The following is an 18512-nucleotide window of genomic DNA, read 5'->3' as shown; positions in this document are numbered from 1 at the left end:
TATTTAGATGAATGTAAATGAAAACGAACAGTATGACATTGTGATCGTAGGTGCTGGAGTCGGAGGGATTTGTGCTGCATTGGCCGCAGGAAGGTTGTTTCAGAGAGTCTTGCTCGTGGAGCAGAATGAAGGTGTTGGAGGCACAGGAGTTTACTCTAGCGTCTCCTTGGTTTGTCGATTCCGAGCGCTCGACGGAAGGCCCATTAATAATGGCATTCATCGTGAACTGTTTCCCGAAGCTTACTCTCACTTTAGTGAGGAACGAGTTCCCACGTATGACGAATTCGAATTAAAATCCACGTATGAGCGGTTATTGGCTAAAGAATCATATATCACAGTCTGGACCTCTTCCTGCTTGCTCAAGGTTGACGTGAAAGAAGGGGCTGTCCGGTCAGTCGAGATTGCAAGAGATGGAAATCCTGTCTTGGTTAGCGCTGCCGTCTTTCTTGATGCTACGGCAGATGGAAATTTATCGGCTTTGGCAGGAGCGGAATATCAAAAGGGACGTCGTGAAGACGGCAGGATGCAGTCCGCGACAGCAACTTTTCGAGTAAGTGGTTTTCATTCGGAACTGCTCAAGGATCCGAATATTCATACGTGGAACGGGATTCGTTCTCTTCGGATGGAGTTGCTTCCGTACTACCAAAAGATGAAGGAAGAAGGGCGGACCCAGAATCCCAGACCTGCTATAACATGCTTTCCATATCCAGATGGAAACTCCATATTGTTTAATTCCACGGCTGTGGTGGGTGTCGATCCTACCGATCCGGAGACGGTGGCACATGGGATGGAAGAGGGGACGAGGCAAGCTCGTGAACTCTTTGAAGCTATAAGTCAACATCCTGCATTTGCTGCCGCCAAACTGGATTACGTAGCACCCAAGCTTGGGGTTCGTGAAGGCAGGCGTATCATCGGGGAGTATGAAATTAGTGCAGAAGATTGCCTTAACGCTCAAAAATTCGATGATATGGTCGCAGCATGTGCTTACGAAATCGATTTGCACAACCCGCTCGGCGGTGCGGCAAGTTTGGTTCGTATTCCAGATCCAGGCTACTATCACATCCCGTATCGCAGCCTTATCCCTATAGGGATTTGCAATTTGCTGCTAAGCTCACGCTGCATTAGCGGCTCCTATGAAGCGCACGGTTCCTATCGAGTCATGTCAGGTGTTAGCGCTATTGGGGAAGCAGCGGGTATAGCCGCGGCCCTCTATTGCTTTCAAGGCAAGGAGGATGTAAGAGAAGTCAAAGCCTCCCACATTCGGTATGTGCAGCAGTTACGAGGGCAATTTGTTGAAGGAGAAGTGGAGCCATTCCCACTACCATTGAAGTAAAATGAGTTTGATTAGTTCCTGGTTGAAACAGATAGAATTGGGTTTCAACCAGGAATATTACTAACTAATTTGAAAACGGTTACCATAATGAGGGAGGATAAATTTATAATGAGAAGATGCAAACGTGTACTTGGTGTGGTGGCACTAGCAGCAGGACTTAGCCTAGGGGGGTGGTTCCCAAATCATGCAGAAGCAGCTCCATATACAGCTTCCAAGTTAGTAACAAATGGGGATGGAAAGACTTACATGGAGGTGAACGGAAACCCATTTTTGTATTTAGGTATTCAAAACTTGGGACGCATCCAGACAATTGGAAATACAAGTCTTTTTGCTACACCGATGCCGGAAAGTTGGTTGGAAAACGTATTTGAAAAAACGCAAGCTGCAGGGTACAAAACCATACAGATTGTGGTGAGATGGAGCGAAGTTGAACCTTCGCAACAAGGGACGTACGATTTTCATTTAATAGATAAGTACATAGACTGGGCTAATGCATATGGATTATATCTGGATATAGTATGGATGGGATCAAACTCTGTAGGAGGTACCAAGCTTCCTGGCTACGGCACAAGTGGCTGGAGGTATGTGGCACCTGTATGGACCCATGACAAGAACAAGTACTGGGGAGCCGGAACAGCCAAGTTCAGTAGTGAAGTGTTCAGTCCATGGCTAACTGGTACGGATGCGGAAAACCTGCATAATTGGGAAAAATCAGCTGTTCGGAACCTCTTTAATCACATCGCTTCCTATGATACCAATCACAGAACCATTGTATTTCAAGTCAATAATGAACCAGACCAGCATGCAAATTGGACTACAAATAAAGCTGGCGTAATAGGGCGTTTGGATGATTTGGCGGCCGAGGTAAAAAACTCTAATTATGTCGTAGCAACTCGTGTTAATCTCACAGGTAAGGAGTTGGATGGTGATTTAAACACGTCACATATTGATTTTAATGGAGCAGATCCCTATACAACATCTGTCAATGAAATTGCTAATCTGGTACTGGATACGGCGAATAGTCGAATGCCATACGTCGCGGAAAACAATGGCAAGTTTGGCAATGTCACTTCGCTAATGTTAACAGCATTAGTCAATGGTGGATTTTATGATACGTTTCAGTTGGATGATCACTTTACTGACAAAGGTCTCTATGATCCGTCTGTTTCCTATGTCAATTGGACCCTTGGCAACATTCCAGCTCTTAGACCTGGTGGGGAGAAGGTGAAACGTCTAAACAACGCAATGCTGCAGTTTAACCGAATTATTGCGGCAGCAAGCAAATCCAACATGGCAGGCTTTAATATTGAGACTGACAACCCGGTAAGTAGTTACGATGCTATGAAAATAGCTGGAGGTTACACGATAGGATTTAGTGCAAATGACTCCTCCGTTGCGCTAGCTGTGAATAAAGGTAATGACTTGTTTGTGGCATCCGATACGGCAGGAACTACCACGTTCAAGACCGAGATGCAGCCCGTATCCGTTCAGAAAGGATACATGAGCGGAAGCACGAACCAGTGGGTGTCTACCGGAAATAGAGGTTATACGACTAACAGCGACGGCACCTATAGTATTACCTACAATGCCGGCGAGGCTCTACGAATCACAATGCCATCGGTATTCTTATACGAAGCTGAAGGGTTAAATACATTAGTCTCTTCCGGAGATAGCCATGCTTCATTCGCAGATGGAAGTCTAAGTGGGGGAATGGGAGATAAGTTTACTGGAGATGGCATTGGAGATTATATTCAATACACTATAAATGTTCCCTCACCGGGTACTTATGAAGTCAGGGTCCGCAGCAAAAACCAAGTATCCCGCGGCAAGTTTCAATTGGCTATAAATGGTTCCAATCAAGGCAATGTTATTGATACGTACTCAGCAGCTAACAGCTATGTTGAGTATAGTCTGGGAACGTATAATTTCACTCTCGGAGGTAGTCACACTTTTAAATTCTTAATAACCGGCAAAAATGTAAGTAGTACAGGTTACACGCTAGGTTTAGATTATATAAAGCTGGTTAACTAGACTTAAAGAGAGGGTATTGTTTTGACGAATATATAACTTTGGAAGATGCTGAGCCAGGTGTTCGCAGAATGCAATTTATACGTTTCGTACTTTAAATCCATGGTATCAAAGCCGCAGAACTCGGAGAACTTGTTTAGCACACCGACAATCTGCCCTTGTATAGCTATTTTTTCCAAATGCATTAGTTTTGCAGTATCGGCCACGGCACAGTCGCCATCAGCTCTCGGGCTTTGGCGGCTGTTTTTGTTAAATGGAGCTGAATCAAAGTATGGAATATCTTTTACAATGTTAGCTTATTGGAGTGTTTGCCAAGATGCTACAATCGCGTATTCGCGGCTCTTTCATTTTCATTTGATTTAAGACTGATGTACATAGAAAAATAGAATCTTTACTTTTCACATTTGGGGGACTTTCATGTCGCATTGTTCGTATTTGGGTGATATTCTTGTCGTGAAATTCTTTCGTTTTTATGATTTGGGGATATTCTTGTCGCTAATGGGTATAGATTCTTGTCGTTAGACTCCAGACACTTTACTCCGTCTTTCCAGACACTTTACTCCGTATTACCGGCACTTTACTCCGTCTTTCCAGACACTGATCGCTATATGTAAGGCAGTCGTTGTAAGGCAGTTTTTCTTATTTAGAATTATTATAAAAAAGGTTGACTTGTCACGTTTATTATTTATAATAATTATTATCTAATATAAATTATCAAAAAAAGGAGGCAACAACGATGTATGACGTCATTATTATTGGAGCTGGACCCGCAGGAGCCTCTGCTGCGATCTACACAGCTCGAGGAAACCTGAGAACGCTGGTGATCGATAAAGCGCCGAATACGGGAGCGCTAGCCATTACGCACAAAATCGCCAACTACCCTGGGGTAACAGGCGAAATGACAGGGCGGCAGCTGCTCGATACGATGCGTGAGCAAGCGACAGGCTTCGGGGCTGAGTTCATTCAAACCACGATTACCGCGATGGATGTAGAGGGAGAAACGAAATTTGTCTTCACGGCGGACGGGATGTTTGAGGCGAAGTCGATTGTGATTGCAACGGGTTCGAAAGGTCGTAACCGCATGCTGCCAGGCGAAGAGAACTTGCTAGGGCGCGGTGTTAGCACATGTGCCACATGTGATGGTGCCTTTTTCGAGGGGAAGACCGTGGCTGTCATCGGGGATTCCGAGGAGGCGCTGGAGGAAGCGCAAGCGTTAAGCAAATTTGCTCAGAAAATATATTTCGTCGTGTCGCGGCCTGAGCTGCAAGGCGTTCACCATATGCCGGAGCTTGTGAATACCGAGATGTTCTACAAGGCGAAACCGCTTGAGGTGTTGGGGGAAAGCCAAGTCGATGGTTTGCGCATTCGGAAGAGCAGTGGCAGCGAGGAAGTGCTGCATGTGGATGGCGTGTTCGTTTTCCTATCTGGCAGCAAGCCAGGGACCGATTTCTTGGAAGGACAAGTCCCTCTGGATGCCGAGGGGTTCATGATCTTGGACAGCTCGATGCAATCGTCGGTTGCGGGGGTTTTTGGAGCGGGTGAAGTTCGACGCACACCTGTGAAGCAAGCTGTTGTAGCCGCAGCGGATGGAGCGATTGCCGCGATGGCGGTCGATAAATTTATTAATAAGCGGGCCCAATTGATTCCGCAATACAAATAATATTTTAGGAGATGAAGAACGATGTCTAACGTAATCGTATATTCGAGCACGAACTGCCCTTATTGCCAACAATTGAAGAAGTATCTAACCGATCAGCAAGTTGCCTATGAAGAAAGAAACATTGATCTGAACGATCAATATGGTCAAGAATTGCACGATATGGGCTTAATGTCGTTGCCTGTTACGGTGATCGGTGAGCACAAAATCCTTGGGCTCAATGTCACAAAACTCAAAAAAGCGTTGGCCGAAATCGCCAGCTAATTCAACTTAAAGGAGAGAACATCATGACACAATTAACTGTACAAGCCCCTGCTTTTGCTAAAATAGGACTGCCAGCGCCGAGCTTCTCATTGCTTTCGACGAAAAATATGGACACACTCGAGGAGAAAATCTCACTCGAAGACTACCGTGGGAAATGGCTTGTGTTCTTCTTCTGGCCATTCGATTTCACCTTCGTATGCCCGACGGAAATCACGGCTTTCAGCGATCATTATGAGCAGTTCCTTGATCTCGACTGTGAGATCGTCGGTGCATCGGTAGACAGCGTCTACACGCACCGTGCGTGGACGCAAACACCGCGCGATCAAAGCGGTATCGGCCCTGTGAAGTTTCCGCTGGTCAGTGATTTCTCCAAGGAAACGGCGCGCGCCTACGGCGTGCTAGACGATGAAACAGGTGCTGCGCACCGCGGCTTGTTCATTATTGATCCAGATGGCGTGCTGCGTTACCAAGTGGTCACGGACATGAATGTCGGCCGTTCGGTTGACGAGACGCTTCGCGTTCTGCAAGCCCTTCAGGCTGGCGGATTGTGCCCAGCGAACTGGAAGCCAGGCGATCGCACGTTGTAAGTTAATCAAGCCTCAACCTCTTGGGTTGGGGCTTCTTCTTTTGCAGCTAGAAATCAAGTATAATGGAGCGACTACAGGATGATAGCGAGGTTCGATGCAGCATGGCGTCCATAGCGGACAAGTTGTTTATGGGTTCTTTAATATTAATGATGATAGCTGTCGTCGTGAGCGGCGTTGGTTTTCAATTCGTAAATTGGAAATCACAAGTGACAGATGAGTTGGAGGAAGAGACGAAGACGAGTAGCGGACGGAAAAAAGCGGTCATGGACCGCCAAGATCGAAGCCTGAAACGGATTGGCCGTTCTTATTTGTTCTGGATTGCCCTAGCTGGCATGCTCATCTCCATTGTGCTCAGTTATTTGTGAAAAAAAGCGTAGAGTCCCGCATGTCGCGATGGGGATCTACGCTTTTTCTTATCATCAAATCTAACCAATTTCGTCCATGCATTGGCTGCAAACTAGCTTGCCTTTGAAGTAGCTCATATTCTCGAAGTTCCCACAGAACACACAGGCCGGCATGTACTTCTTCAAGGTAATTCGCTCTGGATCCACGTAGACTTCAATGGCATCCCCGATCTCAATGTGGAGCGTCCGTCGAAGCTCAACGGGGAGGACAATTCTTCCTAGCTCGTCCACTTTTCTTACGATTCCTGTCGATTTCACGTATGTAGCCTCCTTAATGGGATAAATAAGCAAATCCGTGTTGGTTAATCAATCTATTCCACATTTGTACTCAAATACCTTTTTTTAACTCTGCGAAAATTATAAAACCAAAGAAGACCGTCCAACAAGCAGCAGTGACTACTTGTTGGACGGTCTTCATTTATATGCTTCAGAACACGAGCAAGCTTGTCCCCGTTATTCCACGAGTTTTACATCTACAATAACTTCCAAGTCCTGTGTCCCCGAGCCGCGATAGACGCCTTTGACCGGCACGATGTCATTATAATCGCGCCCGTGCCCTAGCTTAATATAGCGCCAATTGACTTCGCAATTGTTCGTAGGATCATAGCCGAACCAGCCTGCGCCTGGGATGAGGCACTCCACCCAAGCATGGGAGGCTTGGGTGAAATCGGCATTGCCTCCGCTAAGGTCGCCGACAAAGTGATACCCGCTCACATACCTGGTGGGTATGCCTTTATCACGACAGATCGCAATCATGATGTGCGAGTAGTCCTGACAGACGCCACGCCGCAGCTTCAACATTTCTCCGACTGTCGTTTGCACAGAAGTAGCCGAAGGATCGTAGGTGAAGTCGCGATGAATCGTCGAATAGATCGTTGTGAGCAAGTCGTGCAGACGGACACCATCGTCCTGAATGCTGTCAGAATAAGCCTTTAATTCAGGCGTTAAACTTGTATAGCTGGTGCATAGCAGGTATTCCGCGTACTCATTTTGGAACGTGTCACTGAAGCGCTGATCTTTCTCTTCATAGGGAGAAGAAGGCGAAGCTTCCCAAGGATCGCTCTCGTGGGTCACGACGGTGGATACCATTTTGATCGTGAGCTCGCGATGTATTTTATTTACCGTAAATGCATGTACGCGATTGTTGAAATAATCCGAATAACTGAAGAACGCAGAAACAGGATCTGTCGTTATCGCATGGTGGTAGCAGGATTGTCGATGATCGGTTAGCGGCGTGAGGCGGATTTCATTGACACTGTCCTGCGCGGATTCGGTGTAAGAATAGCGGGTAATATGTGTGATTTCCAGCTTCTTCATGCGATAACCTCCTCTCGTGAGGGGAAAAAGACTTTGGACATTCGCGCGCCCATGAGGTTGCACGAATCCCGAAGTGATTGTAAGGTGGCTTCTAATTTGCCAGATTGCATGTCATCTTCATCCATGCAGGCGAGATTGGCTTTCACTTTGCCTGCCAGCTTCTCAAGCTTGTGGACGGCGTTGTTTAGCTCAGGATCGTCCAACTGGATACCTTTGAAGGATCGCTCCAGTGATTGAATAGCAAAGCTGACCGACCGCGGAAAGGTTTCATTAAGCATCAGAAATTTGATGATCGTGTTTAAATTGACCGTATCCGCGTACTCTTTCCGGTACGATTCGTAGCCGCTGACCGATTTCAGAACGGCGAGCATGAGCGGATACGAGTTGAAGTCTTCACGCGCATACTCAGCACAAAGGGATTGTAGTAAGCGCAGCAGGTTCTCTGCGCGCTCTAAGTAGCGTCCAGCTTCGACGAAGTGCCATTCATTCTGACGCGGCATGACGGAGGTCGCGGCCCCTTGAAACATCGAGAGCGTATCTCGAATGAAACGATAGAACAGATGCGGAGAATCGTTCGTAATATCCCGCACTTCTTTCTCTTTCAGCCATAAATAGAGGCCATTCAGAATGTCCCATAGTTCAGAGGGCATTTTCTCCCGAATATTACGTAGATTGGCGCGTGCATGATTGGTGCAGGCAAGCAGTGAGTTCGCATTATTTTTATCTAATGTAATGTATTGAAGGACGTTCTGCTCGGTGAAGTTTCCAAATTGCTCCGTGAATGCGGTGCGATCTCCGATGGTGTCGATTAAACGGCTCCACGCTTGACTGCTGCTGCCTTCCCTGTCTTCCCGGATATGATAGTACACGTCGATCAGTCTCGCGTGATTTTCGGTTCTCTCGGAATAACGACCGATCCAGAATAATGCTTCCGCGGTACGTCCCATCATCACCATAGCCAACCGCCTCCATTCAATTAGTTGATCACAATTAACGAATGACCCACGTATCTTTACAGCCCCCGCCTTGGGAGGAATTCACGACAAGAGACCCTTCCTTCAACGCCACACGTGTAAGTCCGCCAGGAATCACTTGAATGTCCTCGCCCGCGATGACAAAAGCGCGCAGATCAATATGCCTTGCCGCCATCTGACCATCCAGCATCACAGGTGCTCTTGATAATTGAATGGTAGGCTGCGCGATGTAGCGGTCCGGGTTTGCCAATATTTTAAGACGAAAATCAGCCAGTTCACTGTCAGAGGCCGAAGGCCCAATCAGCATGCCGTAGCCACCAGAGAGCGACGTTTCTTTCACAACCATTTCGTTCAAATGCTGCAGGACATGATCCCGTTCATCGGGTCTCGAGAGAATGTAGGTAGGCACGTTATTCAGAATCGGTTCCTCATTCAAATAGTAACGAATCATGTCGGGCACATACGCGTAAATCGCTTTGTCATCGGCAACACCCGTGCCAGGCGCATTCACGATGTTGATGTTGCCTGCCCGATAGGCATTCATGATGCCAGCGACACCTAGCATGGAGTTAGGATCGAAGGCGAGAGGATCTAAGAAGTCGTCGTCAATGCGTCTGTAGAGCACGTCGATTTGTCGTAAACCTTTGATGCCGCGAATGTAGACTTTGTGATCGATGACGACGAGGTCGTGGCCCTCGACAAGCTCTAAGCCCATTTGCTGCGCGAGGAAGGTGTGCTCGAAATAAGCGGAATTATAGCAGCCTGGAGTTAAAAGTCCGATGACAGGATGTGATTTGCCTGAGGGACTTAGTTTGCGAAGAGCAGATAGAAATACATTTAAACTATGTTCAATATCTTGAATAGCATGACTGAATACGAGTTCTGGGAATAAATGTGTCATGATCGATCTGCTTTTATATAAATAGGAGAAGCCTGAAGGTGAGCGCAGATTGTCTTCGAGTACGAAGTACTCGCCATGCTCATCTCGAATCAAATCGATGCCAGAAGCAGTTACATACACATCGTTCGGGATGGATAGGCGCATCATTTCAGGGCGGAAATAACAGTTGGAAAGCACCATTTTTCGCGGGATAATGCCTTCTTTCAGTATAGCCTGCTCGTGATAAATGTCCTTCAGAAACAGATTGAGCGCCTTCACGCGCTGTTTCAAGCCACGCTCTAATTTGAGCCATTCGTCCTGCGGAATGATTCTTGGGATAGGGTCGAAAGGGAGCGTACGCTCTAGCGCTTCACTCTGATCGGGCGTATAAAGGGTAAAGGTGATCCCTTCTTCCATCATTCTTTTCAAAGTTGCAGATTGCCGTTTGTTCAGACTCCCTGCTTTCATGGACATGAACTGCCGGAATACACTTTGATAATGAGGACGAACCGAGTAGGCATTCATAAACATTTCATCAAAAAAAGGACGAGGATCGTAAGGGGTTGTGACCAGATTCTCAGGTTTGGACATGGCAGCTCCCTGGTTTCATTCCAAATGCTATCGGCGGCTGCGTAATGCGAGTGTCCGAAGCAGAAACCAGGCCTCCTTTCTGATCATAGTTCTTCTTTTGTCAGGTAATATAACGTTTATCGATGAAAACGAGTGGATTTCTCTATATTTTAAATTTTTCAGAAAATTATGTCAACATGCATGACATGTAAAAATACTTACATTTCTCGTGTTTATTTTGTAAATGTTCGGATTATTCATGAAAAATTCAGTTGTACAGCTTGATTAATGGAAAATAAAGCTATAAAATGTCGAATAAGATGAATGTTAAATAAAGTCACACGAGATGTGGCGCGAGGGGGATGCTGGATGTTTGACTGGCTTGGATTTAAGAAGGGTTTGCCATTATGGTGGTCGTACCGCTTGAATCGTCATATGAAAGAGGACGTCGAGCATATTTTTGAAGGGATTGCCCATACGCGAACGGAGATTCTAGTCAACTGGGCTCATGCGTATTGGTCCCATCTGGACCGCTTACTGGATCAATTAGCGATGAGTGAGCCCGCTGCAGAGCCGTTGCCGAAGGATCCTGCTGTAACTGCCAAATTGTTGACGGCTGCGCTCAAGAGCGGCTCCGATTTTTCTGAGGTTTTTATCATGGATGAAAAGGCGACTGTCGTTTATTCCACCTATCAACCTCATGTAGGCAGATCGTATGCGTCTGGCGGTGTATTGGGGAAAGGGCTGGACGCATCCAGAAAAGGGGAGAAATGCTTATTCGGTCCGTTCTCCGATCCGCTGACGCTCGAGATTGGTCCAAGCACTTCGCCCTTTCACGATGCGATGACGATGGCTTTCATCTCACCGCTTATGGTTGGTGGACAATGGAAAGGCGCGATCTGTGGCCGCGTTCCGAACGATGTGCTGGGGGATTTGATTCAACGTGAATCGGGCCATGTCTATCCAGACTCTGGTGATAACTACGTATTCATGGCGAAGCCGAAGTTAAATACACAGATTGTTCCTGGAACTGCGCTGTCTCGCAGTCGATTTGAGGATTTGACGTTCACGCATGGCGATAATTTGAAAGACGGCGTTCGTACGGATTACGGTATTGTAGGTGTCAAAGCGCATACGGAGCTGGAGCTTGTGTTCACGGATCCTGCAACGGGACAGCTCCATCCCGGAGTTGCAGGAACAATTGCTAAAGGAAATAATCTATTCGTCGAATTCCCAGGATATTCGGATTATCGGCATATTTCTGTCATCGGAAAAGGTGTAACGTTTCAACTGCCGCATTGCTCGGATGTTTGGGGGATGATGTGTGAGGGAGATCTGGAAGAGGTCTACCGGATTCGCTCACTTGATTGGAAAATGTTTAGCTTGCAGCTCGGCTTCCTCGCAATGTTCATGCTGCTTAGCGCAGGCGGCTTCTGGCTGCTGAATGGCCATGTGTCCAACCTCGTTGGTGCCTCGATCATGGCGGGGGCCAGCGTACTCTTTGGCGGGATCGGCGCTAGCGTAATCCGGCGCAAGGGCAGTAAACCGATCGCGAGGCAGCTTGCGCAAATTAATAAGTTCATCCGCATCAACGCAGAGGGAAAAGGCGATCTCACTCAGCGTCTCAACGTCGGTGATTTTGCAGGTGATGAGACCCGAGAGCTGGCGAAATGGATCAACAATATGATTGATTCCTTGGAAGGCATTATGCTGCAAGTGAAGCAGGCAGCTGCGGAGGTGCAGGTCAGTCAAGAACGGCTTAACGATTCGACGGGTTCGACAGAGCACTCCACAGGTCGGATGAGTACGAAAATCCATGATATGATTCGCTCCCTGCGCGGTCAGCTCAAAGATATCGATGTCGCGAAGGATGTTACGCAACATATGAGCGGAACGTTGCGTGAGCTGGAGCAGAAGGCGTCCGATCAAATTGCGGTAGCGCAGGATGAAGTGGAACGCATCGGGCAGAAAATGACGGATATTTCGGCGAAGGTTGCCGAAACGAATACGACGATTCAAACGTTCTTGCAGACGACGCAAGAAATTCCGAAGCTGCTCAAAGTCATTGAAGAAATTTCGGCGCAAACGAATTTGCTGTCGTTGAACGCATCCATTGAAGCCGCGCGCGTCGGCGAACACGGCAAAGGGTTCGCCGTCGTTGCTGGCGAGATCAGGAAGCTCGCTGACTTGACCAAGAAGTCAACGGCAGAGATTAATGAGACGATCGAGCATATCGAGCGTCATGCGCATGAGGCCTTCATCTCCATGGAGGAAGGCACGAAGGTTGTGCAAGAGGGGACGCAGATCGTGGCTGCGGCCTCCGAAATTCTGAGCAGCGCGAACGCTCACGACACGATGAAGACCCAGGTCGTGGAGGAGGTCGTCGGGCTGATGGAGAAGATCGCGGCGGTGAGCAAGGAAAACCGCCAAATCTCTGCACAGGTGGAACATACGGTGCAGGATTTGCTGCAAGATATGCATCATGTACGCCAAACGACAGGCGATGTGGGCGCGATTACGCAGTCTATGCTGCTGCTGGTGAATCAGTTCCATCTGACCGAGAGTCGTGTTCGATAAGGAGATCATCCTGACATTCTTTCGCATGATAACAGCCCCACCCCGCATACAATGATAATGCGGTATGGGGCTGTTTGATGCATACGTAGAGAGTTTCCAAAGAAACTTTAAGGAGGATGTCGAATGAGTGACCGTTTGAGCATTCAAACGAATCGGGCGGGAAATATGAATCCTAGTGAATTTATAAAGCTGGCCCAGCGTTTGAAGGAGGAGCATGTGCAAATGCGTGAGCAGCTCTCCGAGATTCGAACGATGGCTGCGGCTTTGTACGTCCTTGACGATTGCTCAATAGGCATGTGTCGGTTGATTGATCTTCAAGATCGCATCCTCTCGCTTGTTGAGGAGTTGGAACAGCATTCGGAGTGGGAAGAGCAAGAGCTATTCCCGAATTTGCAGTCGTATTTGCATCCGACGATGGCGATTTCTGTCTCGAGGTCGGTACATGTGTTGGAGCAGGATCACGATCTGGCGAAGAAAGTCGTACAGTCGTATGTGAACGGTGTCAATGCGATGAGTGTCCCGATTGACATGGACTTCGTTCATGTGATGGCGTCAGAGTTGTTGACCGCTTGTCTCATTCTGCTGAAACATTTTACACTCGAAGAGGAGCTTGTGTACCCCCTAATGGATCGCATCGTGGAGCAGATCTCGTGAAGGTGTTGAAGCACCAACAAACACAGGAGAATTGGACGATTTCCTCGTTAAAAGATGAGTTCCTGCCATTAATTGCAGGAACTTTTCTCGTGATAGAGGTCAAAATCACCGATGGAAAAGGATGATCCCAATTCGATTACATACCTTCCCAGCGGGTTAATGCAAAAATGCATCTTTTTTTACTTCTAACCATCCATTCTGGTGAATTGATGCAAAGATACATCATATTCCTGCAGTTTGTACTGAAATGGCCGAAATCGCCACTAAATGCTGCACTTTTGCATCAATATCCGCCAAAACACCTAACCACAACAATAATCCTGCACATTTGCATCAATCTCTTAACAAGCGGGGGCAGAGGGTAAAAGGTAATAGAAAAACTCCAGCTCATCTCCACCTTGCCCGAATGATTGGGAGAGGGTGAGAGGGCTGGAGTTTTTCGTTAAAATTAAGCTTCCAACGTAGCTAACGTTTTCTCTTCGCACTCCTTGGAACAGAAGCTGTCATGCTCCTCTTCACAAGCTTCACAGCAAATATGCTTCAAGTGGCAGAGATCGTTGGCGCAGTTAATATAGCGATCTTCGGCGGTTCCGCAGTGGTAGCATTTCCCGACGATGATATCTTCTTCCGTCCTGTTAATGGGTACCGAGATCCGCTCGTCGAACACGTAGCATTTGCCATCAAACAGACGACCCTTCACGTCCTCATCTTTACCGTACGTAACGATTCCGCCGTCTAGTTGATACACCTCTTTGAACCCCTCATTAATGAGGAAGCCAGAAAGCTTCTCACAACGAATGCCGCCTGTACAGTAAGTCAGAATCGGTCTGTCCTTAAAGTCTTGAAGATTGTTGCGAATCCACTCAGGGAATTCTTTCGTAGTCTCTACTTCTGGACGAATCGCGCCGCGGAAATGACCGATATCATACTCATAATGGTTGCGACCATCGAGTACGATCACATCTTCCTGTTGAAGCTTCTCGTACCATTCTTTCGGTTTCAAATGCGTGCCAGTCAACTCGTTCGGGTTCACATCTTCTTCCAATCGGAACGTAACAAGCTCTTTCTTAGGGCGAACAAACAGTTTCTTGAAAGCATGTCCTTCGCTCTCGTCAATTTTATACACGGTATCTTTAAACAATGGCATGAGGTTCATCATCGCCATGTAAGCGTTCGTTTGCTCCACAGTTCCAGAGAGTGTGCCGTTAATGCCTTCAGGTGCGATGAGAATACGCCCTTTAACGCCTAGCTTTTTACAATATGCTAAATGTTCCCTCGCCAACGCTTCGTGATCGTGAACGGCGACGAATTTATAATACAACAAGATGCGGTATGGAGCGCCATGTTCTGACATAATGAGTAACCACCTATACGAATAAAATGACATGCTCGTTATGCCCTATGGGATAGGGCATACGCATATAGTGACATAAAATCACGTATTTTTCAATCAACCAGCAATTTTTGGATGGTTTGCTGCGCGGCGGATAGTTCAAGTGACAGTTTGTCCAGTTCTTTCCTCTCCAAGGGGTCCCATGCTGCCGCGCCAGATGCGTGCAAGAGGCCCACTTGGTGTTCGAGTAAGCTTGCCGCGGCGAATACGCGATTAGCGGACAAGCTGCTTGCGGAACCCCGTAAGCTGTGCAGCAGTCGCAGCGCTTCTTCACGATTTCCTTCCTGCAGGGCAGTCGTCAGCCCCGCGAGTTGCGGTGGGACTAGCGTAAGAAATTTCCGAAGCATGTCGCGGTAGATGTCTATTTTGCCGCCGATGCGTTTCAGAGCTTGCCCAACATCGAGATCCCGCTCTGCACGCTCTTCCTCCGTGGCTCGCGGGATGACCTCTAAGATAACGGTTAGTAGGCGTTCTGGAATGATGGGTTTTGATATCATCTCTGTCATGCCAGCCTCCATACAGGCGATGCGATTATCCGAGGTTGAATCTGCCGTGATCGCAATGATGGGGATATGTCGCCATAACGGTTCTTGACGTATGCGTTTCGTTGTTTCGATTCCATCAAGTCCAGGCAAATGAATGTCCATGAGGATGACGTCGTAGGCATGGAGCGCCAAATCATGCAGTGCATCAAAGCCGCTGCCAGCGATTTGAATGCGGCAGTCAAACATGCTCTCCAGCAGGGAGCGGGCCACGGTCTGATTGATTTCATTGTCCTCCACGAGCAGGATTTGCAGGGGAACTCCGTTGTTGAATACGGGAGGTACGTCCAAATCAGGACGAGAAGCTTGATATAGAGGCACGGCCTCTTGTGCTGCATGCTCAATCATAGCACCCATCTCATTTGGCGCCAGGAACGACGCCAAGGTGCGATAAATCAAATTGCGATAGAGCGGCTTTACCAAGATGGTGTCAGGCGCAGCGGCGGCAGGAAGTTTCTCTAGCGCATCCCTGCCAGCTAACGACGTATAGATGATTGTCCGCGTTCCCGCGCGTTTGCACGTATCGAGCATGGAGAGCCATACGTCTTCGCCATACATGTCATCGGCTTCCATATCGAGCAGAACCACGTCTACGGGAGCTTCCTTCAATTGCAGATGAGCTTCCTTCCATGAATGAACGCCATTCGCGTCCGCACATCTAGCTTGTAAGCACTGGACCATCATCCGATTCAGTATGGGATGATCTTCAACAATCAGGACGCGAAAGGGCAGAAGCGTCTGTGTTTCTGGCAACGGAGGCTGCAGGCCAAAGTTGAGCGTGACGACAAACTGGCTGCCCTCACCCTGCTTACTCGTAACTGCGATGGAACCGCCCATGTTCTCGATGATATTTTTGGAAATCACAAGTCCGAGTCCTGTTCCGCCATATTTGCGGCTAGTTACTTCATCCCCCTGTACGAAGGGTTCGAATAAGTTGGCCAGCTGGGCCTCATTCATGCCGATTCCCGTATCGGTAATCAGGAAGATCAGTGTCACGTTCTCTTCGGAGAGCCAGTCGACTTGCACACGTAACGTTACACTGCCTTGCTCCGTGAATTTAATGGCATTGCTGGTGAGATTAAGGAGCACCTGATAGAGGCGCAGCGCATCTCCGATCAGTCCTTGGGGGATCTCAGCCGAAATATCGCAAATGAAATCAACGGGCTTATATCCAAGTAAAACACTGAGCGTTTCACACACACGATCCGTGGTCTCGTCGAGTTGGAACGGTGCATGCTCTATGATGAGCTTATCTACTTCGAGCTTCGAGAAATCCAAAATGTCGTTGATGATATGCGACAAGGCGAGCGAAGAACGTGAGATTTTGCGGATATAGTCGGATTGCAATTCCGTCATGGCTGTTTTCTCTAAGAGATGCGACAAACCGACGATCCCGTTAAGCGGTGTTCTGATCTCATGGCTCATTCGCGCTAGGAATACGCCTTTGGCCAGATTAGCTTCTTCGGCTTCTTGCTTCGCGAGGATCAACTCCTCTTTGGCACGTATGAGATCGGTAATATTTCGTGTAATAGCTGAGAAATACACGTCTCCATTTTCCATTGGAAAGTGAGGGACGAGGATCAGTGAGAGGATGAGGCGCTGTTTCCGCTTGGTCATAATCTCCGCCTCGAATTCCCAGAAGCCACACGCCAACGCGATATTCAGGCCATCCTCCAAATGAATCTCGCTCATAATATCGACCAATTCACTAAAATGCTTGCGCTCGTAAGACTCTCCTTCAAGCCCAATCGTTTGCATACAAAACGGATTCATATAGAAAATGTACCCCTCACGGTCAAAGGTGAGAATCGCGTCTCTCGCACTTTCTACGATGGTCAACAGTCGCGCTTTCATCTCGTTGCTTTCTTTAATATCGCTGATATCTCGTGCGATGAGTACGTAACCTTTCAGTTTACCATCAGGATGGGTAATACAGCTCACACTAGCTTGAACATAGAGCCGTGTACCGTCTTTGTGATACCACGTCCATTCCGGGTCTTCTTTTAAATGACGCAGGGAGCGAATAACGAGTGCAGTACAATCCGCAGGTACGTGTTCTCCTAGCTCTGAGGAGTACTGCGCAGCGCGTTCCGTTACTTGCTTTTGATCCAGCCAAAGGAGCGGAGTAGCTGTTTTGTGGACCTCGGCAAGTGGATAGCCCAGCATTTCTATGGCTCTCCCATTGAGGTGGTTGATCAGAAAATTTGGATCCATCACGATCATGGCGTATTGATTGTGCCGAATGAAAGCATCGAAGGGGTCGAAGAGCTCCCGCATGTTTTCCATCATTCCGTTGACGGAAGCGGCAAGTGCTCCAAGTTCATCTTTGCTTTTGAACACGATGGGCTTCGTATGGAAGTTTCCCGCAGCAACCGCCTCCGTCACGTGCAGGATTTGCTTAATTCGCTTGAGGATCAACGTATTCATCGTGAGATAGATAAGACAGAAGATAATGAGGATGGTCATCACGATTAAGCCAATGGTCCACCAAAGTAACGGACTGGTTGGCGCTTCAATATACGTAATAGGCATCGAGTATACGAGGAACCAATTCAGGCTAGGCACGCGAGAATAAAACCACCTCGTCCGTTGCCCGCTGATGAACGATTCATCGATATATCCCGTTCCCTGTTGAACTGCTTTCTTAAAATGGGGAGCTAAATTCGGAAAATCTTCGAAAATATTCCTCGTAAGTATAGTTTCAGGATCATTGTCGTACAGGATTAACCCTTCTTGGTTAACGACGAGAATTTCTCCGCTTTGGAGCGGAGCGATCAGATGGTTTTGAAAGGTCGGCGCAGCGTCCAGTGAAACATCAATGACACTCGTCACTTCATGTCGAGGATTGAAAATAGGCGCAGTGATGGAGATCAAATAGCTGTTTTTCATTTTGAATAAATGAGGGTCAGCAATGACGGTTTTCCCTTGAAGTGCTTGTTGGAATCGGTCTTCCTCAGCGATAGATACCGTTTTACCTGATGGAAATCGCAGTGTGCCATCCAAATCAGCAACAGCCATCGTATGGTAGAGATTCTCGTTGGTTCGCAGCTCTTGGGCTAGAAAGCTTAATCGTTCCGCGAGTGTCCCAGTGGTCATGATATTGACACGGCTAATGAGCTCGACTTCGGCCACCCGTATCGACAGGAAATCATATAAATTTTGAGCAGAGTTCGATACGGACGTTAGGTATTGATCATTCATTTGGCGGAGGAGCTTCGAACGGGACAGTTGGTAATTCGTTACACCTATAAGGGTAAGGGAGATAGAGGTAATAAGTACTAGCGAGGAGACGACTTTGAAACGCAAGGATGATCGCATGAACGGCCTCCGGA

15 protein-coding genes are annotated in these 18512 nt (G+C 47.7%); 9 read left to right on the top strand and 6 right to left on the bottom strand.

The window, feature by feature from the left end; translation table 11 throughout:
- Window positions 1-7: 7 nt before the first annotated feature.
- The 6 genes from MJB10_RS20425 (at window position 8) to MJB10_RS20400 (ending at window position 6234) form a co-directional block, all read left to right on the top strand.
- On the top strand, window positions 8-1333 hold the full coding sequence (locus MJB10_RS20425) for an FAD-dependent oxidoreductase (RefSeq protein ID WP_314797717.1): 1326 nt from the start codon (window positions 8-10) through the stop codon (window positions 1331-1333).
- 108 nt (window positions 1334-1441) lie between these two features.
- Window positions 1442-3364 (top strand): DUF4978 domain-containing protein, encoded by a 1923-nt coding sequence (locus MJB10_RS20420; RefSeq protein ID WP_314797715.1) that lies wholly within the window; start codon window positions 1442-1444, stop codon window positions 3362-3364.
- A gap of 733 nt (window positions 3365-4097) precedes the next feature.
- Window positions 4098-5021, top strand: coding sequence for an NAD(P)/FAD-dependent oxidoreductase (locus MJB10_RS20415; RefSeq protein ID WP_314797714.1), 924 nt, complete (start codon window positions 4098-4100; stop codon window positions 5019-5021).
- Between the two features lie 21 nt (window positions 5022-5042).
- Window positions 5043-5282: a glutaredoxin family protein gene (locus MJB10_RS20410; protein ID WP_314797712.1), complete on the top strand. Its 240-nt coding sequence runs from the start codon at window positions 5043-5045 to the stop codon at window positions 5280-5282.
- A 23-nt stretch (window positions 5283-5305) separates the two neighbouring features.
- Window positions 5306-5869 carry a peroxiredoxin gene (locus MJB10_RS20405; RefSeq protein WP_314797710.1) on the top strand — a complete coding sequence of 188 codons (564 nt, stop codon included), beginning with the start codon at window positions 5306-5308 and terminating at the stop codon, window positions 5867-5869.
- Window positions 5870-5931: 62 nt separating this feature from the next.
- Complete coding sequence (locus MJB10_RS20400) at window positions 5932-6234, top strand: hypothetical protein (RefSeq protein WP_314797709.1); 303 nt, start codon at window positions 5932-5934, stop codon at window positions 6232-6234.
- Between the two features lie 60 nt (window positions 6235-6294).
- On the opposite strand, the gene MJB10_RS20395 is transcribed toward MJB10_RS20400, so the two are convergent.
- From MJB10_RS20395 to MJB10_RS20380, 4 genes are all read right to left on the bottom strand, one after another.
- Window positions 6295-6531, bottom strand: a complete 237-nt coding sequence (locus MJB10_RS20395; protein ID WP_314797707.1) for an AbrB/MazE/SpoVT family DNA-binding domain-containing protein — start codon at window positions 6529-6531, stop codon at window positions 6295-6297.
- 195 nt (window positions 6532-6726) lie between these two features.
- A complete protein-coding gene (locus tag MJB10_RS20390; protein ID WP_314797705.1) occupies window positions 6727-7590 on the bottom strand; it encodes a transglutaminase family protein in 864 nt (287 codons plus the stop codon).
- Window positions 7587-8546, bottom strand: a complete 960-nt coding sequence (locus MJB10_RS20385) for an alpha-E domain-containing protein (RefSeq protein ID WP_314797702.1) — start codon at window positions 8544-8546, stop codon at window positions 7587-7589. Before MJB10_RS20385 ends, MJB10_RS20390 begins: the two co-directional genes overlap by 4 nt.
- Window positions 8547-8580: 34 nt before the next feature.
- Entirely contained in the window at window positions 8581-10035 is a 1455-nt protein-coding gene (locus MJB10_RS20380; protein ID WP_314797700.1) for a circularly permuted type 2 ATP-grasp protein, read from the bottom strand.
- Window positions 10036-10383: 348 nt separating this feature from the next.
- On the opposite strand from MJB10_RS20380, the gene MJB10_RS20375 reads away from it, so the two are divergent.
- The 3 genes from MJB10_RS20375 to MJB10_RS20365 all read left to right on the top strand — a co-directional run bounded on the left by MJB10_RS20375 (window position 10384) and on the right by MJB10_RS20365 (window position 13370).
- Window positions 10384-12591: a methyl-accepting chemotaxis protein gene (locus MJB10_RS20375; RefSeq protein WP_314797698.1), complete on the top strand. Its 2208-nt coding sequence runs from the start codon at window positions 10384-10386 to the stop codon at window positions 12589-12591.
- A 123-nt stretch (window positions 12592-12714) separates the two neighbouring features.
- The gene (locus tag MJB10_RS20370) at window positions 12715-13245 is read left to right on the top strand and encodes a hemerythrin domain-containing protein (RefSeq protein ID WP_314797696.1); all 531 of its coding nucleotides are present in this window, start codon (window positions 12715-12717) and stop codon (window positions 13243-13245) included.
- Window positions 13242-13370, top strand: a complete 129-nt coding sequence (locus MJB10_RS20365; protein WP_314797694.1) for a hypothetical protein — start codon at window positions 13242-13244, stop codon at window positions 13368-13370. Before MJB10_RS20370 ends, MJB10_RS20365 begins: the two co-directional genes overlap by 4 nt.
- 323 nt (window positions 13371-13693) lie before the next feature.
- Here the strand turns inward: MJB10_RS20365 and trhO are convergent, their stop codons facing one another.
- Window positions 13694-14599 (bottom strand): oxygen-dependent tRNA uridine(34) hydroxylase TrhO, encoded by a 906-nt coding sequence (trhO, locus tag MJB10_RS20360; protein ID WP_314797692.1) that lies wholly within the window; start codon window positions 14597-14599, stop codon window positions 13694-13696.
- A gap of 92 nt (window positions 14600-14691) precedes the next feature.
- Window positions 14692-18498 (bottom strand): response regulator, encoded by a 3807-nt coding sequence (locus MJB10_RS20355; protein WP_314797690.1) that lies wholly within the window; start codon window positions 18496-18498, stop codon window positions 14692-14694.
- Window positions 18499-18512: the final 14 nt, after the last annotated feature.

The sequence above is a fragment of the Paenibacillus sp. MBLB1832 genome (assembly GCF_032271945.1).
GTDB classification, from domain to species: domain Bacteria; phylum Bacillota; class Bacilli; order Paenibacillales; family NBRC-103111; genus Paenibacillus_E; species Paenibacillus_E roseopurpureus.
Note: the sequence above shows the minus strand (reverse complement) of the source record. Positions and strands in the feature narration are given on the sequence as shown.